The sequence below is a fragment of the Aeromicrobium sp. 9AM genome, assembly GCF_902506105.1.
GTDB lineage: Bacteria > Actinomycetota > Actinomycetes > Propionibacteriales > Nocardioidaceae > Aeromicrobium.
In genome coordinates this window covers 2,944,350-2,966,428 of record NZ_LR733304.1, presented here as the reverse complement: position 1 = coordinate 2,966,428, position 22,079 = coordinate 2,944,350, and the positions used below count along the sequence as shown (strand labels likewise).

At 68.8% G+C, this 22,079-nt stretch carries 23 protein-coding genes; 8 read left to right on the top strand and 15 right to left on the bottom strand.

Going from position 1 to position 22,079, the window contains the following annotated elements; genetic code table 11:
* Positions 1-126: 126 nt before the first annotated feature.
* The 5 genes from BOSE46_RS21185 to BOSE46_RS21165 all read right to left on the bottom strand — a co-directional run bounded on the left by BOSE46_RS21185 (position 127) and on the right by BOSE46_RS21165 (position 3,945).
* Positions 127-732 (bottom strand): FMN reductase, encoded by a 606-nt coding sequence (locus BOSE46_RS21185; protein ID WP_159542497.1) that lies wholly within the window; start codon positions 730-732, stop codon positions 127-129.
* A complete protein-coding gene (locus BOSE46_RS21180; protein WP_159543054.1) occupies positions 729-1,865 on the bottom strand; it encodes a CE1758 family FMN-dependent luciferase-like monooxygenase in 1,137 nt (378 codons plus the stop codon). The genes BOSE46_RS21185 and BOSE46_RS21180 overlap by 4 nt, the downstream gene beginning before the upstream one ends.
* Before the next feature lie 84 nt (positions 1,866-1,949).
* The gene (locus BOSE46_RS21175; RefSeq protein ID WP_159542495.1) at positions 1,950-3,029 is read right to left on the bottom strand and encodes a GNAT family N-acetyltransferase; all 1,080 of its coding nucleotides are present in this window, start codon (positions 3,027-3,029) and stop codon (positions 1,950-1,952) included.
* Positions 3,026-3,481: a tRNA adenosine(34) deaminase TadA gene (tadA, locus tag BOSE46_RS21170; protein ID WP_256366734.1), complete on the bottom strand. Its 456-nt coding sequence runs from the start codon at positions 3,479-3,481 to the stop codon at positions 3,026-3,028. The genes BOSE46_RS21175 and tadA overlap by 4 nt, the downstream gene beginning before the upstream one ends.
* Complete coding sequence (locus BOSE46_RS21165) at positions 3,478-3,945, bottom strand: tRNA adenosine deaminase-associated protein (RefSeq protein WP_159542493.1); 468 nt, start codon at positions 3,943-3,945, stop codon at positions 3,478-3,480. Before BOSE46_RS21165 ends, tadA begins: the two co-directional genes overlap by 4 nt.
* Before the next feature lie 73 nt (positions 3,946-4,018).
* On the opposite strand from BOSE46_RS21165, the gene upp reads away from it, so the two are divergent.
* Positions 4,019-4,660, top strand: a complete 642-nt coding sequence (upp, locus tag BOSE46_RS21160) for a uracil phosphoribosyltransferase (RefSeq protein WP_159542491.1) — start codon at positions 4,019-4,021, stop codon at positions 4,658-4,660.
* Positions 4,661-4,998: 338 nt separating this feature from the next.
* Here upp and pntB read toward each other — a convergent pair whose 3' ends face one another.
* The 4 genes from pntB to BOSE46_RS21140 form a co-directional block, all read right to left on the bottom strand.
* Positions 4,999-6,390 carry a Re/Si-specific NAD(P)(+) transhydrogenase subunit beta gene (gene pntB / locus BOSE46_RS21155; protein ID WP_159542489.1) on the bottom strand — a complete coding sequence of 464 codons (1,392 nt, stop codon included), beginning with the start codon at positions 6,388-6,390 and terminating at the stop codon, positions 4,999-5,001.
* A 5-nt stretch (positions 6,391-6,395) separates the two neighbouring features.
* Entirely contained in the window at positions 6,396-7,970 is a 1,575-nt protein-coding gene (locus tag BOSE46_RS21150; protein ID WP_159542487.1) for a Re/Si-specific NAD(P)(+) transhydrogenase subunit alpha, read from the bottom strand.
* An 84-nt stretch (positions 7,971-8,054) separates the two neighbouring features.
* On the bottom strand, positions 8,055-8,657 hold the full coding sequence (locus BOSE46_RS21145) for a VC0807 family protein (RefSeq protein ID WP_159542485.1): 603 nt from the start codon (positions 8,655-8,657) through the stop codon (positions 8,055-8,057).
* 245 nt (positions 8,658-8,902) lie between these two features.
* A complete protein-coding gene (locus BOSE46_RS21140) occupies positions 8,903-9,808 on the bottom strand; it encodes a 1,4-dihydroxy-2-naphthoyl-CoA synthase (protein ID WP_159542483.1) in 906 nt (301 codons plus the stop codon).
* Positions 9,809-9,852: 44 nt separating this feature from the next.
* Here BOSE46_RS21140 and BOSE46_RS21135 point away from each other — a divergent pair, with 44 nt between their 5' ends.
* Positions 9,853-10,221 carry a DUF4180 domain-containing protein gene (locus BOSE46_RS21135; protein ID WP_159542481.1) on the top strand — a complete coding sequence of 123 codons (369 nt, stop codon included), beginning with the start codon at positions 9,853-9,855 and terminating at the stop codon, positions 10,219-10,221.
* 58 nt (positions 10,222-10,279) lie between these two features.
* A complete protein-coding gene (locus BOSE46_RS21130) occupies positions 10,280-11,161 on the top strand; it encodes an SDR family oxidoreductase (protein ID WP_159542479.1) in 882 nt (293 codons plus the stop codon).
* An 89-nt stretch (positions 11,162-11,250) separates the two neighbouring features.
* Here the strand turns inward: BOSE46_RS21130 and BOSE46_RS21125 are convergent, their stop codons facing one another.
* Positions 11,251-11,895, bottom strand: a complete 645-nt coding sequence (locus BOSE46_RS21125; protein ID WP_159542477.1) for an amino acid-binding protein — start codon at positions 11,893-11,895, stop codon at positions 11,251-11,253.
* A gap of 55 nt (positions 11,896-11,950) precedes the next feature.
* Here BOSE46_RS21125 and BOSE46_RS21120 point away from each other — a divergent pair, with 55 nt between their 5' ends.
* Positions 11,951-12,295 (top strand): DUF3817 domain-containing protein, encoded by a 345-nt coding sequence (locus BOSE46_RS21120; protein WP_159542475.1) that lies wholly within the window; start codon positions 11,951-11,953, stop codon positions 12,293-12,295.
* Between the two features lie 207 nt (positions 12,296-12,502).
* Here the strand turns inward: BOSE46_RS21120 and BOSE46_RS21115 are convergent, their stop codons facing one another.
* Positions 12,503-13,396, bottom strand: coding sequence for a LysR family transcriptional regulator (locus BOSE46_RS21115; protein WP_159542473.1), 894 nt, complete (start codon positions 13,394-13,396; stop codon positions 12,503-12,505).
* Between the two features lie 71 nt (positions 13,397-13,467).
* Between BOSE46_RS21115 and gabT the strand changes: the two genes are divergently transcribed.
* The 3 genes from gabT to BOSE46_RS21100 are packed head-to-tail and all read left to right on the top strand — an operon-like array spanning position 13,468 to position 17,603.
* Complete coding sequence (gabT, locus tag BOSE46_RS21110; RefSeq protein WP_159542471.1) at positions 13,468-14,799, top strand: 4-aminobutyrate--2-oxoglutarate transaminase; 1,332 nt, start codon at positions 13,468-13,470, stop codon at positions 14,797-14,799.
* Positions 14,796-16,217: an NAD-dependent succinate-semialdehyde dehydrogenase gene (locus BOSE46_RS21105; protein ID WP_159542469.1), complete on the top strand. Its 1,422-nt coding sequence runs from the start codon at positions 14,796-14,798 to the stop codon at positions 16,215-16,217. The genes gabT and BOSE46_RS21105 overlap by 4 nt, the downstream gene beginning before the upstream one ends.
* Before the next feature lie 24 nt (positions 16,218-16,241).
* On the top strand, positions 16,242-17,603 hold the full coding sequence (locus tag BOSE46_RS21100; RefSeq protein WP_159542467.1) for an NAD-dependent succinate-semialdehyde dehydrogenase: 1,362 nt from the start codon (positions 16,242-16,244) through the stop codon (positions 17,601-17,603).
* Here BOSE46_RS21100 and BOSE46_RS21095 read toward each other — a convergent pair.
* From BOSE46_RS21095 to BOSE46_RS21085, 3 genes are read right to left on the bottom strand one after another with little or no spacing between them, the layout of a single operon-like run.
* Complete coding sequence (locus BOSE46_RS21095) at positions 17,590-18,204, bottom strand: Pr6Pr family membrane protein (RefSeq protein ID WP_159542465.1); 615 nt, start codon at positions 18,202-18,204, stop codon at positions 17,590-17,592. The genes BOSE46_RS21100 and BOSE46_RS21095 overlap by 14 nt on opposite strands.
* Before the next feature lie 25 nt (positions 18,205-18,229).
* Positions 18,230-18,808, bottom strand: coding sequence for a hypothetical protein (locus BOSE46_RS21090; protein WP_159542463.1), 579 nt, complete (start codon positions 18,806-18,808; stop codon positions 18,230-18,232).
* 30 nt (positions 18,809-18,838) lie between these two features.
* A complete protein-coding gene (locus tag BOSE46_RS21085) occupies positions 18,839-20,086 on the bottom strand; it encodes an FAD-binding oxidoreductase (protein WP_159542461.1) in 1,248 nt (415 codons plus the stop codon).
* Between the two features lie 70 nt (positions 20,087-20,156).
* On the opposite strand from BOSE46_RS21085, the gene BOSE46_RS21080 reads away from it, so the two are divergent.
* Complete coding sequence (locus tag BOSE46_RS21080; protein ID WP_201299703.1) at positions 20,157-20,885, top strand: CatB-related O-acetyltransferase; 729 nt, start codon at positions 20,157-20,159, stop codon at positions 20,883-20,885.
* Here the strand turns inward: BOSE46_RS21080 and BOSE46_RS21075 are convergent, their stop codons facing one another.
* A complete protein-coding gene (locus tag BOSE46_RS21075) occupies positions 20,886-22,052 on the bottom strand; it encodes a glycosyltransferase (RefSeq protein WP_159542459.1) in 1,167 nt (388 codons plus the stop codon). It abuts the gene before it with no gap.
* Positions 22,053-22,079: the final 27 nt, after the last annotated feature.

Below are 22,079 nucleotides of genomic sequence, written 5' to 3'. Positions count from 1 at the left end.
TAGCGGCGAGCTCTGCGAGCCGCGGGAGCGAAGCGAAGGGGCATACGACGAGAGGCTCGGGCGAGCATGTCACCTCACGGCCCTTCGCTCGCAGAGCTCGCTCCCAGTCGGCCGCAGGCGGCCTCCTTAGGGAACGGAGGGGCGGGAGATCGAGAGGAAGGTGTCGCTGAACAGGTCGATGTCGTCCGACGGGGCGCGGCCGGTGCCGGCACCCTTGAGCAGGCTGACGAGCTCACCGGCGGCACGGTCGATCCGCTGGCCGAGCGCGTTCGTGCCGTCAGTGCCCCAGTCGTGGGGCGACGCGAAGACACCCGTCGGCACGACCAGCGCCTGGAGGTAGGCGAACAGCGGCCGCAGCGCGTGGTCGATCGCGAGCGAGTGGCGAGCCGTGCCGCCCGTAGCCGCGAGCAGCACCGGCTTGCCGATCAGCGAGTCCGCCTCGAGCACGTCGATGAACGACTTGAACAGCCCGGGATAGGACGCCTTGAAGATCGGCGTGACCGCGATCAGGCCGTCGGCCGCCACGACCTTGTCGATCGCATCCTGCAGGCGCGGCGGGGCGAAACCGGTCAGCGTCGCGTCAGTGATCTCGTGTGCCAGCTCCCGCAGGGACACGACCTCGACCGACACGTCGCCCGACTGCTGCTGGGCCGACTCGACCAGGCGGTCGGCGAGCATGCGCGTCGTCGAGGGGTCACTCAGCCCGGCGGAGATTGCCACGATCCTCGTCATACGCTGGTCCTTTCGACAGGCTCAAGGAGCGAGCTGTCAGTCTCAACAGCCGCCTCGGTCGCTGCATTCCGGGCCGCGACGCGAGCCGCGTGCGTCGGGGCATCCGGTACGTTCGCCGGCCGGCGTGCGTCGAACTCGGCGCGCAGGGTCGGCAACACCTCGCCGAGCAGGTCGAGCTGCTCGAGGACGATCTTGATCGGCAGACCGGCGTGGTCGACGAGGAACAGCTGGCGCTGGTAGTCGCCGAAGTAGTCGGCGAACGCCAGCGTCTTCTCGACGAACTCCTGGGGGCTGCCCACCGTCAGAGGCGTCTGTGCCGTGAAGTCCTCGAGCGACGGCCCGTGACCGTACACCGGGGCGTTGTCGAAGTAGGGACGGAACTCGTTGATCGCGTCCTGGCTGTTCTTGCGGATGAAGAACTGGCCGCCGAGCCCCACGATCGCCTGCTCCGGCTCGCCGTGGCCGTAGTGCTGGTAGCGCTGGCGATAGAAGTTGATCAGCCGGATGTAGTGCTCCTTGGGCCAGAAGATGTTGTTGGCGAAGTAGCCGTCGCCGTAGAAAGCCGCGAGCTCGGCGACCTCGGGGGTGCGGATGCTGCCGTGCCACACGAATGGCGGGACGCCGTCGAGCGGGCGAGGTGTCGCGGTGAAGCCCTGCAGCGGCGTACGGAACTGGCCCTCCCAGTCGACGACCTCTTCGTCCCACAGGCGGCGCAGCAGCTGGTAGTGCTCGATCGTCAGCTCGACAGCCTTGCTGCCGTCGTAGCCGAACCACGGGTAGACCGGGGCGGTGTTGCCGCGGCCGAGCATCAGATCCATGCGGCCGTCGGCGAGGTGCTGCAGCGTCGCGTAGTCCTCGGCGAGCTTGACCGGGTCGTTGGTCGTGATGAGCGTCGTCGACGTCGAGAGGATCAGCTTCTCGGTCTGCGCGGCGATGTAGGCCAGCGTCGTCGTCGGCGAGGACGGCACGAACGGCGGGTTGTGGTGCTCGCCGGTCGCGAACACGTCGAGGCCGATCTCCTCGGCCTTCTTGGCGATCGTGATGGTGTTCTTGATGCGCTCGTGCTCGGTCTGGATCGTCTTGTTCACGGGATCGGGTGTGACGTCACCGACCGTGAAGAGTCCGAACTGCATGCTGGTCATCTGGTTTCTCCTTCGCCAAGGTCCTTCCATGACCTTGTTGAATGTTCAACTAGATTACCACACTCCCTATTCCCGTCACACCTTCCTCTGCCACGCACCTTCGTAGCCGATCGCACGGAAGCCCATCGCCTCGTTGACGTCGAGCATCGGCCGGTTCTCCTCGGCGTTCCACGTGACGATCGCCTCGCGCTCCGGCGCCCGCTCGAGCAGCAGGTCGGCCGCCGCGATCTTGACCAACGTGCCGAGTCGATGGCCGCGGTGTTCGCGGAGCACCAATGTGTCCTCCTGGGTTGCGAGCGGCCTGCCCTCGGACAGGACGAGCTCGGAGAAGCCTGCCAACGTCCCGGAGGGCACGTGCTCCACCGCGGCGGTCAGGATCGTCCGGCCGCTCTCGGCGACCCGGGCATCGTGCTCACGCACCCGGGCGACGTCCCACTCGTCGACCGTCATGACCAGTCCCGCGTAAGGGGCCTCGGTGCTCATCCGCGTGCGCAGCTCAGCGAGGTCCCGGGCCCAGCGATCCGGGGTGAGGCCGGCCCAGGTGAGGACCCGGTAGTCGTCTCCAGCAGCCCTGACCGCCGCCTCGCGCAAGGGCTCCGCGCGTTGCATGAGGCCGGCGGTGTCGAGGAGGCTGATGCGGTTGATCTGCTCGAGCACATAGCCCCGGGCGCGGAGGAATCGCACCCCGTCGTCGTCGGCCGGCAGGTCACCGAAGCCTGTGGCCGACGCGACACGCGGCCCGCCAGCCGTGGCAACGTGCGGGAGGTTGACCTTGAGCACCGGGGCTCCGGCCTCGAGCGCGACCCGCTCGACGACCTCGTGCAGCGCCGAGCCGGTGCCCCTGCGGCGATGCTCAGGCAGGATGTCGGCCATCAGGTGCGCGCCGGTCTCGGGCTGTTGCGGTCGCAGCGTGACGATGCCCCGGCCGATGATCGCGCCGTCCTGCCACACGGCGAAGTGCCGACGCGTGCGGTGCGGGTTGTCGCGATACTCCGACCACACGTCGGGCAGCGACATCTCCAGCAGGTCCGTCCCCATCGTGTGGGTCTCGACCGCGTTGCGGACGGTCACGTACTCCTCGAAGACCTCCCAACCCGGACCCTCGATCGACTCCGGGACCTGGATCTCCTCGATCGTGAAGCTGATGCTGCTCAACCCTTTCGATGGTCTGCGAAGAACTGCTGGAGCATGGTCGTCGATCGCTCGGCGAGCACCCCGCTGACGACCTCCGGCCGATGGTTGAGCCGGCGATCGCGTACGACGTCCCAGAGCGACCCGACAGCGCCCGCCTTGTCGTCGAACGCGCCGAAGACCAGTCTTTCAAGACGTGCCGACACAATCGCTCCGGCGCACATCGTGCAGGGCTCCAGCGTCACGACGAGGGTGCAGCCCTCGAGCCGCCACTCGCCGCGGACCGCCGCCGCCTCGCGGATCGCGACGATCTCGGCGTGGCCCGTCGGGTCGCCGTCGCGCTCACGGGTGTTGCGGCCTCGCCCGATGACCACGCCGGTCGGATCGATGACGAGCGCGCCCACCGGTACGTCACCGTCGGCCAGAGCGGACTCGGCGAGGAGCAGCGCCTGCTCCATCTCGTGTTCGTACGTCACCCGATGACGGCCTCGAACTCGTCGCCGAACCCCAGACGCTCCGCGACATCGCGGAGGATGTCCTCGGGATAGAGGTCGTCGTCGTCGCACAGCACGCCCAGGTCCATCGCCGGCATGCCCAGGTCGCTCAGCAGCTCGAGGTCGCCGGCTGCCTGCGGCTCGTCGTCGTCATCGAGGTTGGGCAGGTCGAGCAGGTCGGCCACGGCGACCGCGAGCGGCCAGTCCGTCACCGCGGTGATGTCCGACAGCATCGCGCGTACGCGGGTGCCCGAACGGCGCAGGATCACGAAGAAGTCGTCGTTCATCGACACCAGGCCCAGCACCCCGTCGTCGGACGGGAACCGGCTCAGCGCGTGACTCAGCTGCTCCACGTCCTCGCCGAGGCGCGGATTGAGCTCGACGACCTGCCACTCGCCCTCGTCGCGGTAGGCGGCGACGGCGAAGTCGACATCGTCTTCTGCCATGCGTGCACCTCCTGTCGGACGGGCTCCCTAGCGATGGTGACAGACCTGTCGTGGGCACCGCTAGTCTCATGACATGCAGGTACACGTCGCCGACCACCCGTTGATCTCGCACAAGCTGACGGTGCTGCGCGACGAACGCACCGACTCACCGACGTTCCGGCGGCTCGCCGACGAGCTCGTGACACTGCTCGCGTACGAGGCCACGCGCGACGTCCGGGTCGAGACGGTCGACGTCACGACGCCGGTCGCGCCGGCCAAGGGCGTACGCCTGTCGGACCCGCCGCCGCTCGTCGTGCCGATCCTTCGAGCGGGCCTGGGCATGCTCGAGGGCATGCAGCGGCTGCTGCCGACCGCGGAGGTCGGGTTCCTCGGCATGGTGCGCAACGAGGAGACGCTCGAGGCCGTGACGTACGCCGAGCGGCTGCCCGACGACCTCACCGGGCGTCAGTGCTACGTGCTCGACCCGATGCTGGCGACCGGCGGCACCCTTGCCGCGGCGATCGAGTTCCTGGTCAAGCGTGGCGCCGACGACATCACGGCGATCACGCTGCTCGCGGCCCCCGAGGGCGTCGCGCGCCTGGAGTCAGAGCTCGCGGCGATCAACGTGCCGGTGACGCTCGTGACGGCCGGCCTCGACGAGAAGCTCAACGACCTGGGCTACATCGTCCCGGGCCTCGGCGACGCCGGCGATCGCCTGTACGGCGTCGTGGGCTGAGCGAGCCTTTCGGCTCACGACGCTTCGCTCGCTCGTTCCTCGCTCGCTCCCAGTCGGCCGCGGGCGGCCTCGTTAGCGAGCGAGTCTCCGGCCCCTAGCGACGAGCTCTGCGAGTCGCGGGAGCGAAGCGAAGGGGCGTACGGCTACAGGCTCGCTCAGCGGTAGATGCCGAAGTAGAAGATGGCGACGACGACGATCGCCAGGACCAGGAACACGAGGGCTTTGCTCCCCGCCGATTCCTTGTCCTCGGGCCGGTCGTACTCAGGCTTGTCCACGGGTCCTCCAAAGGATCGGGTCACCATACTCAACGAATGTCGGGCACAGGCGTCACGCCGGGGTCAGAGCTCGCGCAGGATGTCCTCGACCCGCTCCTTGGCGTCGCCGAACAACATCTGGGCGTTATCGCGGAAGAACAACGGATTCTGGACGCCGGCATAGCCCGCGGCCATCGACCGCTTGAACACCACGACGTTGTCGGCCTCCCACACCCGCAGCACCGGCATACCGGCGATGGGGCTGCTGGGGTCCTCGGTCGCGGCCGGGTTGACGGTGTCGTTGGCGCCGATGACCAGCACGACCGACGTGCCGTCGAAGTCGTCGTTGATCTCGTCCATCTCCAGCGCGATGTCGTACGGCACCTTGGCCTCGGCGAGCAGCACGTTCATGTGCCCGGGCAGGCGACCGGCGACGGGGTGGATGCCGAAGCGCACCTCGATGTCGCGCTCACGCAGCTTCTTGACGAGGTCGGCGACCGGATACTGCGCCTGCGCGACGGCCATGCCGTAGCCCGGCGTGATGATCACGGATGAGGCGTTCTTGAGCAGCTCCGCGGTGTCGGCGGCATTGATCTCGCGGTAGTCGCCATAGTCCGTGTCGTCGGCAGTGGCGGCCTCCATGCCGAAGCCGCCGGCGATGACCGAGATGAACGAGCGGTTCATCGCCTGGCACATGATGTACGACAGGTAGGCACCTGACGAGCCGACCAGCGCGCCCGTCACGATCAGCGCGTTGTTGTCGAGCAGGAAGCCCGATGCCGCCGCGGCCCAGCCGGAGTACGAGTTGAGCATCGACACCACGACCGGCATGTCGCCGCCGCCGATCGACGCGACGAGGTGCCAGCCCAGTGCGAGCGCGACGATCGTGACCGCGATGAGCAGGCCGATGTTGGGCGACGCCACGAACCAGATCGTCAGCCCCGCGAACGCGGCCAGCGCGCCGAGGTTGATGTAGTTCTTGCCCGGCAGCATCAGCGGCGCCGACTTGATGCGCGCCGAGAGCTTGAGGAACGCGACGATCGAGCCGGTGAACGTCACGGCACCGATGAAGACGCCGACGAACACCTCGGCGTTGTGGATGTCCTCCAGCGAACCGGTGAGGAAGTTGTCCTCGAGGTGGCCGTTCCAGCCGACGAGCACGGCGGCGAGACCGACGAACGAGTGCAGCAGCGCGATGAGCTCGGGCATGCCGGTCATCTCGACGACGCGGGCGCGCCACAGGCCGATGGCCGCACCGATCGCGACGGCGATCAGCAGCAGGATGATCCCGGCCGCACCTGTGCTTTCGGCGTCGGCGACGACGATGAAGGTCGCAACGAGGGCGATCGCCATGCCGACGATGCCGTAGAGCACGCCCTGGCGGGACGACTCGTGCTTGGACAGCCCGGCGAGGCTGAGGATGAACAGCAACGCCGCGACGAGGTATGCCGCGGTGGCAACGCTTTGCGAAGTCATCGCGATCAGCCTTTCGAGAACATGCTGAGCATGCGTCGGGTCACGGCGAAGCCACCGAAGACGTTGATGCTGGCGAGCAGGACGGCGACGAAGGCGAGCGTGCGGATCGCCGCGTCATCGGCGGCGATCTGCTGCATCGCGCCGACGACGATGATGCCGGAGATCGCGTTGGTCACCGACATCAGCGGCGTGTGCAGCGCGTGGTGCACCTTGCCGATGACGTAATAGCCGATCACGATCGCCAGGACCAGCACCGTGAAGTGCTCCGGCAGTGGCTCAGGTGCGTACGCGTTGACGAGGAACAGTGCGAGGACGCCGATGCCGATCAGCGTCAGCTTGCGCTCAGTCGACATGGGCTGCTTCTCGGGCTTGGGCTCCACGCCGGTTGAGCCTGTCGAAGCGCCTGCCGCAGCCGGCGCGGCCGAGACCTGCACCGGCGGTGGCGGCCACAGCGTCTCCCGGTCACGTACGACCGTGATGGTGCGCTGCACGACATCGTCCAGGTCCAGGACGAGCTGGCCGTCCTTGCCCGGCGTGAGCAGCTTCATGAGGTTGACCAGGTTGGTGCCGTAGAGCTGCGAGGCCTGCGTCGGCAGCCGGCCCGCGAGGTCGGTGTAGCCGATGATCGTCACACCGTTGTCGGTCACGACCGCCTCGCCGGCGACCGAGCCCTCGACGTTGCCGCCGTTGGACGCGGCCATGTCCACGATGACGCTGCCGGCCTTCATGCTCGCGACATCTGCCGCGGTGATGAGCACCGGTGCGGCGCGTCCGGGGATCAGCGCCGTGGTGATGATGATGTCGACATCGGCGGCCTGCTCGGAGTAGATCTCGGCGGCGCGCCGGTCGTAGTCCTCCGACGTGGCCTTGGCGTAGCCGTCGGTGCTCTGCTCGGTCTCGACGTCGACCGCGAGGTACTCGCCACCGAGCGACGCGACCTGGTCGGCGACCTCGGCTCGCGGGTCTGTCGCACGTACGATCGCGCCCATGCTGTTGGCCGTGCCGATCGCGGCGAGGCCGGCCACGCCGACACCCGCGACCAGCACCTTGGCCGGCGGCACCTTGCCCGCCGCGGTGATCTGGCCCGTGAAGAACCGGCCGAACACGTGGGCAGCCTCGACGACCGCGCGGTAGCCGGCGATGTTGGCCATCGAGCTCAGCACATCCATCGACTGCGCGCGGGAGATGCGCGGCACGGCGTCCATCGCCAGCACCGTGATCGGGCGCTGGGCGAGGGCCTCGACGAGGTCGGGGTTGAGCGCAGGGCTGATGAGGCTGATGAGCGTCGCGCCATCGGCGAGCTTGCCGATCTCGAACGTCGAGGGCGCGTTGACCTTGAACACGATGCCGCTGTGCCACACGTCGACTGCGGGCGCGATCACCGCGCCGGCCTCGACGTACGCCTCGTCGGTGAACGACGCCTTGGCACCAGCGCCCGACTCGACCGCCACGACGTAGCCGAGGTCGATCAGCTGGCGTACGGTTGCCGGTGTCGCGGAGACGCGGGTCTCGCCGGGACTGGACTCGGCAACAACCCCGATCACCGCTGCTGGCGGGCTCTCTTGCTGTCCGTCGCTCATTCGGCGAACGTTATCTGTTCGCAACACGCGCGACCACCCTGTGAGACTCGCGTCTCATCCCTCGAGTACGTCGTGAGCGTGGGACTACGTGTATTGCGGACTCATGCTGGGCGCGTCCCGAGTCGGGCCGAGCAGGCCGTCCTTGCGGCAGACCGCGACCGACCACGCGACCGTCGCGGCGATCGTCGTCAAGGTCAGGGCCAGAATCACGCTGCCCTTGATCACGATGAAGTCGACCGTCGACAGGGTGAGCAACAGCCACAGGGTGACGACTCCCTTGACCAGGATGACCAGTCCCCACATCAGGGTCAGCCCTCTGAAGAGCTGCCTGATCCGAGGGCGCGCGGCGACGGCGACATTCAAGGGGCAGAAGTCCGGCGCGAGACGCGAGACGAAGGGTCGATCCGATTGCCACGAGGCGAGGAAGAGGGTCGCCACCACCGCATCGACCACGACCGGCTGCACGAAGTAGATGAACGTGTTGCCGGTTGCGAAGGTGATCGCGGTCTTCACCGACATGATCACGATCGTGAGCATCAGAAGCCCCGACACGGGCCGTCCGGTCGACCCGCGCCACAGGACGGCCCCGGCCAGCCACCCGAGCGCCACGATCATCGCCGTGGCGACGTTCGCCAAGACTGCCGTCGCGGCGAACAGGACGGCCGGGGCGACAACCGCGGTCGCCACGCTCGTTACGACACGAGCGAGGACGGCACTCAGGCGGGGCAGCGTCGGCGAGTCGCAGAGCTGCGGAGGAAGAAGGGGTTGGTGAATCGGTGCCATGCATCGGCCCGTCCCCGACGACAAGGCCGGATACTGACGTACGCCGAAAACGACGGAGTGGAACTCTTCGTTCGGAAATCCTCGGCTCTTCGACTGTACGCGCGTCACCGCGTCGCGCCAGATGAATTGCCTGAGAACTGCCAGCAGGCTCAGTAGTACCAGGGGTACGGCGTGAAGTCCGGGTCGCGCTTCTCGAGGAACGCGTCGCGGCCCTCCTGGGCCTCGTCCGTCATGTACGCCAGGCGCGTCGTCTCGCCCAGCAGCACCTGCTGCCCGACGAGGCCGTCGTCGATGAGATTGAAGGAGTACTTCAGCATCCGCTGCGCGGTCGGCGACTTCGCGTTGATCTTGCGGCCCCACTCGAGCGCCTCGGCCTCGAGCTCGGCGTGCGGCACGACCTTGTTGACCATGCCCATGCGGTGCGCGTCGGCTGCGGAGTACTCGTCACCGAGCAGGAAGATCTCGCGCGCGAACTTCTGCCCGACCTGGCGGGCGAGGTACGCCGATCCGTACCCGCCGTCGAACGAGCCGACATCGGCGTCGGTCTGCTTGAACTTCGCGTGCTCGGCCGAGGCAAGCGTGAGGTCGGCGACGACGTGCAGGCTGTGCCCGCCACCGGCGGCCCAGCCCGGGACGACGGCGATGACGATCTTGGGCATGAAGCGGATCAGCCGCTGCACCTCGAGGATGTGGAGGCGAGCCAGCTTGGCCTTGTCGACGGTCTCGGCGGACTCACCCTCTGCGTACTGGTATCCGGCCTTGCCGCGGATGCGCTGGTCGCCGCCGGAGCAGAACGCCCAGCCGCCGTCCTTGGGCGACGGGCCGTTGCCGGTCAGCAGGACGCAGCCGACGTCGGAGGACTGGCGGGCGTGCTCGAGGACGCGCAGCAGCTCGTCGACCGTGCCGGGGCGGAACGCGTTGCGGACCTCGGGGCGGTCGAACGCAATGCGTACCGTGCCGTGGTCGGCGGCGCGGTGGTAGGTGATGTCCTCGAGCTGCTCGAAGCCGGGCACCTCGCGCCAGGCGGAGGGGTCGAAGATCTCGGAGACGGTCATGACGGCGAGGGTATCGCGCAGCGACGGCTCGATATCGTCCTGGCATGCCCGAGAACCAGCTGACCACGATCCACGGGACACCTGTCCTCGTCATGCCTGACGACGGCGCGCCCCTCGCCACGGTCGAGGCCGCGACCGGGATCGTCGGGGACGCCGCCTGGGGTGAGGCCCAGGTCGTCGCGATCCCGGCCGCGCGGCTGACCGACGACTTCTTCGAGCTCAAGACCGGGTTCGCCGGCGAGGTCGCGCAGAAGTTCGTCAACTATCGGCTGCACCTCGTGATCGTCGGCGACATCGCGGCTCGCGTCGACGAGAGCGTCTCGCTGCGGGCCTGGATCACCGAGTCCAACCGTGGGCGGCAGCTCTGGTTCGTGCCCTCCCTCGACGACCTCGTCGATCGCCTCCAGGCCTGAGCACGCGTATGTGACATCGGGAGTGGCTTATTTCAGATACCGGCGGTATGTTGGCCCGATGGCTGACAACTTCACCGGCAAGGTCGCGCTCATCACCGGCGCCGCACGTGGCATCGGAGCCGGCGTCGCACGCGGCTTCGTCGAGCGCGGCGGCAAGGTCGCCCTCGTGGGCCTCGAGCCCGACCTCCTCTCCGAGCTGTCCGACGAGCTCGGCGACTCCGCGGCGTGGTGGGAGGCGGACGTCCGCGACTCGCTCGCCGTCGCCGCCGCGACCACGGCCGCCGCCGAGCACTTCGGCCGCATCGACTTCGTCCTCGCCAACGCCGGCATCGCGTCGTACGGCACCGTGCGCCAGATCGACGACGCCGCGTTCGAGCGGGTCGTCGACATCAACATCAACGGCGTCTTCCGCACGCTCAAGTACGCGACGCCGCATCTCGCCGCGACCAACGGGTACGCCCTGGTCGTCGCCTCGCTCGCCTCGTTCACGGCGCTCGCGGGCCTGGCGTCGTACAACGCCAGCAAGGCCGGTGCCGAGTCGCTCGCGCTGGCGTACAAGCAGGAGGTCGCGCACCTCGGCATCGATGTCGGCGTGTGCCACCCGTCGTGGATCGACACCGACATCGTGCGCAACGCCGAGAAGGACCTGCCGTCGTTCCGCGACGTGCGCAAGAAGCTGCCCTACCCCGCCAACAGCACGACCAGCGTCGAGGAGTGCGTCGAGCTGATCCTGCACGGCTTCGCCAAGCGCAAGTCCCGGGTCTACGTGCCCAAGGGTGTCCTGCTCGCCAATTGGAGCAAGGCGCTGACCAACTCGCCGCTGGTGTGGCCCGTGCTCAAGCGGCTGACTCGCAAGACCGTCCCGCAGATGGAGAAGGAGGTCGACGCGCTCGGCCGCTTCCACCACTCACACGTACCGGAGACCAAGCCCGCCGACTAGGTCCGCGCTTCGACCGGCAAGCCGCCACTCCTCCCGGCAAATTTGCCTGGCGAAGTGGCGGTTTACCAGGTTCTCCTGGTAAACCGCGGTCAGCGGGACTGGACGGATGCGGCGAGCGAGACCATGTGGCCGAGCCTCGCGAGCTCTGAGGCCAGGAACTCCGGACCGCCGTGCCGGCCCACGACCACGACGAAACCGTCGCCGCGACGATCCCGCGCCGGCGACGCCGCGAGCACCGTCGAGTCCCACTCCGGCACCTCGCGCAGGACCTTGGACTTGCGGATGCCGAGCCACGCCGTGGCCTCGTCGACGAGCTTGGGCGCGGTCGACGACTTCGCCATGACCACTGCCTGGCCGTCGACCCGGTTCAGCGCCATCGCCCAGTCCGTGCGGAACGTCGACGGGATGACCTCGACGAGGTTCTCGATGGCTTTGGCCGGGTCCTCGGTGAACCGCTCGACCGCCTCGAGGTCCATGCTCAGGTTGGCGCCGGCGTTGTAGCGCGAGATCCAGTCGACCTTGACCCCCTCGAGCTGGTGGCACGCCGTGATCAGCGCGTCCGGCATGACCCGGGCCGGCAGCTCGAGCAGGACGTCGTCGACGACCCGGCCGTCCGAGCGGCGCTCGACGATCTCGATCGCCTCGATGTCGGCCCCGGCACCACCGAGCGCCGTCGCGAGCGCACCCAGGGAACCGGGTACGTCGGGCAGCTCGACGCGCAGGAGGAAGGCCATATGACCATTGTCACTGGCCCACATTGCCCCTGCGTTACGCGGGTAGCGTGGAGGCGTGAATCCCTCTACCGTCCGCACCATCTTCCGTACCGTCGCGATCGCCGAGGCCTTTTCGTGGGCCCTCCTGCTCGCGGCGATGTTCTGCAAGTGGATCCTCGAGTCGGAGCCGTTCGGCCTCCACGAGGGTGGCGTGCCGGTTGCCGGCCCCATCCACGGCGGCATCTTCATGCTGTACGTCGCAAGCTGCATCGTCGCCAAGCTCGGCTTCAAGTGGGACGCCAAGACGACCGTGCTGGCGCTCGCGTCGAGCATCCCGCCGTTCTGCACGTACTGGTTCGAGACCGTCGCCGATCGCAAGGGTTTGCTCAGCAAGCCGGTCGAGGCGCCCGCAAGCGCGTAGAAACGCAACGGTGCCCCTGGGCTCGGACCCAGGGGCACCATGTCGCACACAAACACGCAGCGATGCGTGCGACACAACTGCGGATCAGCCGAATGGACGGGTCTGACGAGGAAACCGTCCTCTTGCATCTCCCACAACCGAAAGTAGCTCGCGCTCAAGGCCGAGTCATCGTGTTGCGGGAAAGCTTGCGGGAGACCGCAAGAGCGATCAGCCCGTCGGTGCGACGTCCGCACCGTAGCGATCGACGCAGAACAACCGCAGCCGCGCCGCCAGCTCACCGAGCGTCTCCGCCGCGTGGTGACCGGGTTCCCACGCCGCAAACAGCTCGATCCGCAGCGGGCCGTCCCGGCCGACGATCTCCAGCGGGTGCAGCCCGAATCGCGGGTCGTCCGACACCACCGCGGCACCCCGTCCCGCAGCGGCCAAGGCCTGCGCGACCTGGGGATTGCTGCAGTCGACGACGGTTCCCGGCGACACACCGGCCCGCTCCATCGCCCGATCGAGGATCTGTCGCGGCTTGAAGGCCGGTGTCAGGGCGAGCACGGTCTCGGTCGCGAGATCCTTGAGGCGTACGGAGTCACGGTCGTGCCACTGATGATCTGCCCGTACGTACGCCCACACGGGCAGCACCGCGAGCGCCGTGCTCGCCAGCCGGGCCGGCGGCGGCTCGGTCGCGATCGCGAGGTCGGCGCCGTGCCGCAGTGCGTCGTACGCCTCGCGGGGGTCCGACTCGCTGACCGTCGGCATGGGATCGTCCCGCCCCAGCGTGGCGAGGAACGGCGCAATGACATCGGTCAGTGTCGTCGTCGGTGCGGCGATCGTGATCCGCTCGAGCCGCCCCGCGGCGTACGAGCGCGCGGCGTTGCGGGCGCCGTCGGCCCGGCGCAGGACGTCCTGCGCGTGCGGCAGGAACTGCCGGCCGGCGGCACTGAGCTGCAGCCGTCCACCCGCCCGGGTGAACAGCTCGACACCGAGCTCGGTCTCCAGCTGCCGGATCTGGCGGGACAGCGCGGGCTGGGTCACGTGCACGACATCAGCCGCCGCGCTGACCGAGCCGGTCTCGGCGACCGCGACGAAGTATCCGAGCGTTCGCAGTTCCATGCCTGCAGAGCATAGTCCCGATCAGAACTGAGTATTGGACGGCATACCCTGATCGCGGCGAGAATCGGAGCATGTCTGCCTCGCTCGAGCAACGCCGCAACCTCGTCACCGCCATCCCCGGTCCTCGCTCGCAGGAGCTGATGACCCGCAAGAAGTCCGCCGTCGCCCAGGGCGTCGGCACGACGCTGCCGGTGTTCGCGGTCGAGGCCGGCGGCGGCATCGTCAAGGACGTCGACGGCAACTCGTTCATCGACCTCGGCTCCGGCATCGCGGTCACGACGGTCGGCAACAGCGCTCCTCGAGTCGTGGACGCCGTGCGGGAGCAGGTCGAGGCCTTCACGCACACGTGCTTCATGATCACGCCGTACGAGGGCTACGTTGCAGTCGCCGAGGCACTCAACCGGCTGACCCCGGGCGACCACGACAAGCGGTCGGCGCTGTTCAACTCCGGCGCTGAGGCGGTCGAGAACGCCGTCAAGATCGCCCGCGCGCACACCAAGAAGCAGGCCGTCGTCGCGTTCGACCACGCGTACCACGGGCGCACCAACCTGACGATGGCGATGACCGCCAAGTCGATGCCCTACAAGAGCGGCTTCGGGCCGTTCTCCCCCGAGGTCTACCGCGCACCGCTCTCCTACCCGTACCGCGACGAGAAGAATGTCGACGGAGCCGTCGCCGCACGACGGGCGATCACGTACATCGAGAAGCAGGTCGGCGCGGCCAACCTCGCCGCCGTCGTGATCGAGCCGATCCAGGGCGAGGGCGGCTTCATCGTGCCGGCCGAGGGCTTCCTGCCCGCGCTCGCCGAGTGGTGCACCGCCAACAACGTGGTGTTCATCGCCGACGAGGTGCAGAGCGGCTTCGCGCGTACGGGCGAGCTGTTCGCCTGCGAGCACGACGGCGTCGTGCCGGACCTGATCGTCACCGCCAAGGGCATCGCCGGCGGACTCCCGCTCTCAGCAGTCACCGGCCGCGCCGAGATGATGGACGCCGCGCACGTGTCCGGCCTTGGCGGCACGTACGGCGGCAACCCCATCGCCTGCGCCGCGGCGCTCGCCACGATCGAGACGATCGAGTCCGACGGGCTCGTCGAACGGGCGCGACAGATCGAGCGGCTCATGCTCGACCGGCTGCACCGGCTGCAGGCCGACGACGACCGCCTCGGCGACGTACGCGGTCGCGGCGCGATGATCGCCGTCGAGATCGTCAAGAGCGGGACCGACGAGCCCGACCCGCTGCTGACCAGCGCGATCGCCGCTGCCGCGCACCTCGCCGGCGTCATCGTGCTGACCTGCGGCACCTACGGCAACGTGCTCCGCTTCCTGCCACCCCTGTCGATCAGCGACGAGCTGCTCAACGAGGGCCTCGACGTCGTCGCCGCGGCCTTCAAGGACAACGCATGAACGACCTCTTCATCGGCGGACAGTGGCTGCCCGGCTCGGCCGGCGAGTTCGACGTCGAGAACCCCGCCGACCGCTCGGTCATCGCCCAGGTCGCCGACGGCGGACCCACCGATGCGACCGCCGCGGTCGACGCGGCAGCTGCCGCACTTCCCGCGTGGAGCGCCATGCCGCCGCGACAGCGCTCGGAGATTCTCCGCCGTACGTACGAGCTGATGGTGCGCGACACCGAGGAGCTCGCCGCCATGATCAGCGCGGAGAACGGCAAGTCGCTCTCGGATGCGCGCGGCGAGGTCACGTACGCCGCTGAGTTCTTCCGCTGGTTCGCCGAGGAGGGCGTGCGCACCGGCGGCGACTACGGTGTCTCGCCCGCCGGCGGCACCCGCACCGTCGTGACGCACAAGCCGGTCGGCATCGCTGCCCTCGTCACACCATGGAACTTCCCGGCCGCGATGGCCACGCGCAAGCTCGCACCGGCACTCGCCGCGGGCTGCACCGTCGTGCTCAAGCCCGCGTCAGAGACTCCGCTGACGGCCCTCGCGGTGACCCGCCTGCTCGTCGAGGCCGGCGTGCCCGACGGCGTCGTCAACGTCGTGCCGACGACGGACGCGTCCGCCGTCGTGTCGACCTGGATGGCCGACGCCCGGGTCCGCAAGATCTCGTTCACCGGATCGACGGGCATCGGCCGCGTGCTGCTCAAGCAGGCCGCCGACCGCGTCGTGAACTCGTCGATGGAGCTCGGCGGCAACGCCCCGCTCGTCGTGACCGAGGACGCCGACCTCGACGCTGCCGTCGCCGGCGCGATGATCGCGAAGTTCCGCGGTGGCGGCCAGGCCTGTACCGCGGCCAACCGCCTGTATGTGCACGCCGCCGTCGCCGAGGAGTTCACGGCCAGGCTCGGCGCCGAGGTCGAGAAGCTCACCGTCGGGCCCGCGACCGAGGGCTCGCAGATCGGGCCGCTGATCTCGGCCAAGGCCGTCGACGGGGTCACCGCACTGGTCGACTCGGCAGTCGCCGCCGGCGCCCGCATCAGCCACCGGGCATCCGTGCCCGAGAGCAAGGGCTACTACTTCCCGCCGACCGTGCTCGTCGACGTACCGGCCGACGCCGACATCGTCACGAACGAGATCTTCGGCCCCGTCGCCCCGATCGTGACGTGGACCGACGAGACCGAGATGCTGCGGCTCGTCAACGCATCGGAGTTCGGCCTCGCCGCGTACGTGTTCGCGGGCGAGCTCCAGCGCGCGATGCGGATCGGCGAGGCGATCGACGCCGGCATGATCGGCATCAACCGCGGGCTAGTCTCGGATCCGTCGGCACCATTCGGCGGCATGAAGCAGAGCGGCCTCGGACGTGAGGGCGCCCGCGCCGGCCTCGAAGAGTTCACCGAGACGCAGTACCTCAGCATCGACTGGCCCTAGGTCCCACCACCCGAGGAGAAGCACATGACCACGACATCAGGACCCGCGTACCAGGTCGTCAACCCCGCGACGGGCGAGGTCGTCGAGACGTTCGACACCGCCTCGGATGCCGACATCGAGGCGGCGATCTCCGGGGCCGCGCAGGCGTACGCGTCGTGGAAGGACGTGCCGATCACCGAGCGCGGCGAGGTCGTCAAGAAGGTCGCGGCGCTGTTCGCCGAGCGTGCCGACGACCTCGCGGCGATCGCGAACGAGGAGATGGGCAAGCCGGTCAGCGAGGGCGTCGAGGAGGCCGAGTTCTGCCAGGCGATCTTCGACTACTTCGCGACCGAGGGCCCGACGCTCGCCGCCGACCAGCCGATCAAGACGTTCTCGGGTGGCAAGGCCGTCGTGCAGAAGCTGCCGGTCGGCCCGCTGCTGGGGATCATGCCGTGGAACTTCCCGTACTACCAGATCGCCCGGTTCGCGGCGCCCAACCTGATGCTCGGCAACACCATCATCCTCAAGCACGCCGAGTCGGTGCCGAAGTCGGCGCTGGCCGTCGAGCAGATCATGAAGGACGCCGGCGTGCCCGAGGGCGCGTACGTCAACGTGTTCGCCTCGCACGAGCAGATCGAGACGATCATCAGCGACCCACGCATCCAGGGCGTCTCGCTGACCGGTTCGGAGCGCGCAGGTGCGATCGTCGCCGCACTGGCCGGCAAGAACCTCAAGAAGTGCGTGCTCGAGCTCGGCGGCTCCGACCCGATGATCGTGCTCGACAGCGACAAGCTCGACGAGGTCGTCGACAACGCGTGGGACTTCCGGATGTACAACACCGGCCAGGCCTGCAACTCCAACAAGCGCATGATCGTCATGGACGACCTCTTCGACGACTTCGTCGCCAAGCTGACCGAGAAGGCCCTCGCGATCGACTCGTTCTCGCCGCTGTCGTCCCGCAGGGCTGCCGAGGCGGTCGCCGAGCAGGTCGACGACGCCGTGAGCAAGGGCGCGACGCTGCATGCCGGCGGCGTGCTGAGCGACGGCCCCGACGCGCACTACACGCCCGCCGTCCTGAGTGGCATCACCAAGGACATGCGCGCCTACTCCGAGGAGCTGTTCGGCCCCGTCGCCGTGGTCTACAAGGTCGGCAGCGACGAGGAGGCGCTCGAGCTCGCCAACGACACGACGTACGGCCTCGGTGGCGCGGTGTTCTCCAAGGACCCGGCTCGCGCGGAGAAGATCGCCCAGCGGCTCGAGGTCGGCATGGCCAACGTCAACACCACGGCCGGCGAGGGCGCCGAGATCCCGTTCGGCGGCGTCAAGCGGTCGGGCTTCGGCCGCGAGCTCGGCCCGCTCGGCATGGACGAGTTCGTCAACAAGCGGATGTTCTTCATCGCTGACTGACGGACAGCCTCCGGTAGCCCCACGCCAGCGCGAGAGCCAGAGCCAGCACGATGAGGCTCGCCACTGCGACCGCGAAGCCGCCGTGCCGTTCGACGTCCAGGAAGTCGTAAGGCACGGGGGCCTGCCGATCGCTCGTGATGGCGTAGGACGGGTCCGACACGGCAGCACGGATCAGCGTGTACGCCAGCCAGGCGAGCGGCCAGACCAGGAACCAGAGGGCACTCCGCTCGAGCCTGGTGCGCGGCCGGAACAGCACGAATCCCAGCACCGAAAGCACGGGGACGACGTAGTGGAAGATCTTGTCGTACCACCACTCGATGCCCGTGAAGGCGCCGTTGCCGGCCAGGATCGTGGCATAGACGATGCCGGTGATCGTGATCGCGACGAGGCTGCCGAGCCGCAGGATGCCGAACGTCTCGCCGCCACGGTCGGGCCGCACCGCGATCAGCGCCGCCGCGACCATCACGAGGATGTTGGACTCGATCGTGAAGTAGCTGAACTGGTTGACCAGCGAGCGGTCCCGGTCGATCGTCAGGATGGTCTGCCCGACGAGCGCGAACGCAGCCAGCGCCGCGATCGCGCCGTGCCAGAGTCGGGTCACGCCCCGACGATAGCGCCGCGCAGCGTCAGCGGGCCTGCAACGCGTCGAGCGCGACACCCATCGCCGCCGCGACCCGCCAGTCGAGCTGCCAGCCGTTGTCGAGCACCGGCACCGTCAGCTCGTACCGGTCGCGCAGCGATCGCTGACGCTCCGAGGACAGGATGACGCGACCGTCGCTCGAGGTGAAGTCGAAGTGGAACAGCAGGAACGGGATGTCGACGAACCGGCGGATGATCGCCACGGCCGCGTTGCGCTCCTGGCCGATCGAGGTCAGGCCGTCCGGCGTCGAGAGGTGCCACGTCGAGCGCAGCAGCGACTTCTTGAAGTCCTTGCGGAACTCACCGATCGGGTTGCCCTGCGCGTCGGTCACGTCGTACGTCGCGCCGAGGTCGAGGCGCTGACGGGCCTTGAAGCCGAAGACCGGCTGGGTCTTGGTCTCGTCGGTGAAGAACGTGACCTGCTCCTTGAACGCCATGCGCTTCTGCTCCGCGAACGCGACCAGTGCGCCCTCCGTGCCGTCGGGGCCGATGGGCCGCAGCTCGTAGCGGTTGACCATCAGGGTGATCTTCTGTCGCAGGGAGTAGCGCTGCGTGGCGTCAGTCATGACCCCATCCTCCCCCAGACGAGGGCCTTCTCAGCGCAGCGGGTCGAAGCTCGCCAGCAAGTCGGGTGTCTCACCACGAACCACCTGAGCGGCGAGCAGCTTGCCGCTCAATGGTCCGAGCGCGATCCCCCACATGCCGTGGCCGCCCGACACGAAGACCCGGGACGACTTCGTACGCCCGATGAGCGGCAGCCCGTCCGCGGTGCACGGCCGCGAGCCGACCCACTCGTCCGTGCGCGCCGACCAGTCGACGCCGGTCAGCATCGGCGTCGCCGCGTCGATGATCGCCGCAATGCGACGCGGGTCGAGGGGTGCCCCGGGCTTGCGGAACTCCATCATCCCGGCGACCCGCAGGCCGTCCCCGAGGGGCGTGCACGCCACCCGCTGCGCCGGGAAGTACATCGGGGCGACGGGCATGTGCTCCGGCTGCACCGTGAAGCTGTAGCCGCGACCGGCCTGGACGATCGTCGTGACGCCGACGCCACGCGCGAGCGCGCCGAGCCACGTGCCGGTGGCGATCACGACGGCGTCGGCAGCCAGCGGCGCACCGCCTGCGACCTCGAGGCGTACGCCGTCCGGTGACTCGGCGATGTCGCGGACATCGACGTCGGTCAGGATCTCCGCGCCGCGGCTGCGCACCGCGTCGGCCAGCGCATTGACGAACCTGCCGGGGTTGATGAACCGCTGGTCCCTCAGGCGTACGCCACACGTCACCGCCTCGCCCAGCGCGGGCACGAGCGTGTGCATCTCGGCGCGGTCGAGCAGCTCGGCGGGAGTGTCGACGCCGAGCTCGCGCACGTGCTCGAACTCCTCGAGCAGCGTCTCGCGGTCCTTCTCGGAGGCGAACGCGGCGAGGAACGGCTCGGCCGCCTTGATCGGCTCGACCAGCCCTTCGGCGGCGATCTCGTCGAACGCGTCGAGCGCGTGCCGGTTGGCCTCAGCGAAGACCGTCATCGCGGCACGCCACCTCGCCGGGGTGCAGTGCCGGGCGAAGTCGAGCAGGAACCTCATGAGGCGCGGGTTTCCCGTCACCGGCACGTAGACCGGCGACGACGGCTTGAGCATCGCCTTGATGCCGCCTGCGAGGATCGCCGGGTCCGGCAGCGGGAGCGTCAGCGCCGGCGCGATCCAGCCGGCATTGCCCCACGACGAACCGGCGGCAACCCCGGTGCGGTCGACGACCGTCACGCGTACGCCCTCCGCCTGCAGGAACCAGGCGGTCGACAGCCCGACCATCCCGGCGCCCACGACGATCACGTGCTGGGGACCTTTCGTCATGGCTTCATTGTGCGGGTGCCGCGGCAAGTGAGGGCACTCGATACCCTGACGGCGGACCGGAGGAGGACAGGTGGACGAGCACACTCGCGGTGCTGGGCATGTGCAGCACATCGGCAAGTCACGCCTGTTCGTCGAGCCACCCGTACGCTTCCTCGGCCCATTCGTCATCCGCTCCGACACTCGCGTGGGCGCCTTCACCGAGATCGGCCGTGAGGTCGAGGCACAGGCCGCCACGCTCGGCCGCTACTGCGAGGTCGGGCCCGGCAGCCTGCTCGGCGCGACCGGTCACCCGACCACATGGCTGAGCGTCTCGGCATTCCAGTACCGCGAGTCGACGTGGGGATGGCACCCGTCCGCCGACACCAACGAGGTCATCGATCCCGAGGCCGGCGGGCGGCAGTCCTTCCGCAGCGTGGCGGGTGACCTGGCCACGATCGGCAACGACGTGTGGATTGGGGCGAACGTCGTCGTGCTGCGCGGCGTGACGATCGGCGACGGCGCGATCATCGCGGCCAACGCCGTCGTGACCAAGGACATCCCGCCCTACTCGATCGCCGGCGGCATCCCTGCCAAGGTCATCCGTCCGAGGGTCCCGGACGACCTCCGCGACGAGCTCCAGGCGCTGCAGTGGTGGCGGTTCTCCCCCAACCAGCTCACCGGCATCCCGTACGACGACCCCGTCGAAGCGGCACGCCAGCTGCGCCCCAGGGTCGACGCCGGCCTCGAGGCGTACGCCCCCGAGCTCGTCGAGATCCCCAAGCCCGCCGCGCCGGCGCCGCGCCGCTTCTTCCGCCGCTGACTACCCCACGCGCGCCGACTCGCCGGCCAGCGCGCCGAGATAGATCTGGGCGTGCGCCTCGGCGACCTGCTGCCGTTGCTCGATGCGCTCGTCGACCGGGACGGGCGCCAGCGGCGACTGCTCGTACGCCCGACAGACCGCGTCGATCACGGACTGCTCGTCGAAGCTGTTGCCGTCCATCCTGAACTCGAACACCGGCGTGTCATTGCCGAAGTACCTGCCGGCGGGCGCGATGACCGCCGTGCCCACGTCCCGGCAGGCCTCGAGCCAACTCGTGTGCGGGCCGAACCGGTAGGGCAGGATCGACGCGTCCAGCCCGGCGAGGTAGTCCCACATCTGCGCCTCGCTGAAGAACTCACGGACCCGCACGCGTACGCGGTGCTTCTCGCGTTCGATCTCGGTCGCGAGGTCGACGTTGAAGCGTCCGCCACCAGGGCCCAGCACGTCTGGATGCGCGTCGATCTGCAGGATCGCGCCCGGGATCGACCGGACCGCCCGGACCAGTGCCGGCAGCAACGTGAAGGGGTGATCGCCCGACCGCGGCTTCGACACGCGGAGGCCGACGGTGAACGGCCGGTCGCGATGCAGGGGGGTCTGCCGGCGACGATGCATACGGGCCATCGCCGCGAGGTCGACGACGTGCGGATGGGGCAGCACCCTCGGCTCACGGCCCCATCTGGTCTTGATCTCGTCGGCGGCGCCCTCGGTCAGCGCGATCAGCGCATCGGCCGCCGGGACCAGGGCGTCGAGGCGCGCGTCGTGCAGCTCGCGGCCGTGCTCCCTTGCGCTGTGCAAGTCGTGGACTGTGAAGACGAACGGCTTGCCGGCCCACCTCAGGGTGTCGAGCAACTCGTGGAGACGGGCCGGGTCGACGTTGTCGAACCCGAAGTGCAGGTGGAACAGGTCGAACTCACCGTGATGCTGACGCACCCACTCGGGCTCGAGCATGACGGGCGGCCACCACCGGGTGAGCGTCGTACGACTGGGGTTGGCCGGGTCCGGGTCGGCGAGCCTGACGATCCGCGGCAGGTCACGGAACTCACGCACCGGTGAGAGGTGCTGGACGTATGGATGGGCCGCCGGCACGGAGGCGATCTTGATGCGGCCCCTCCGGTGCCAGCGAGCGCGGCTGGGCTGCTCGGGTCGGACGGAGCGCACGGTCGGCATCAGAGCCTCCCTCCAGCGACGAAGTTC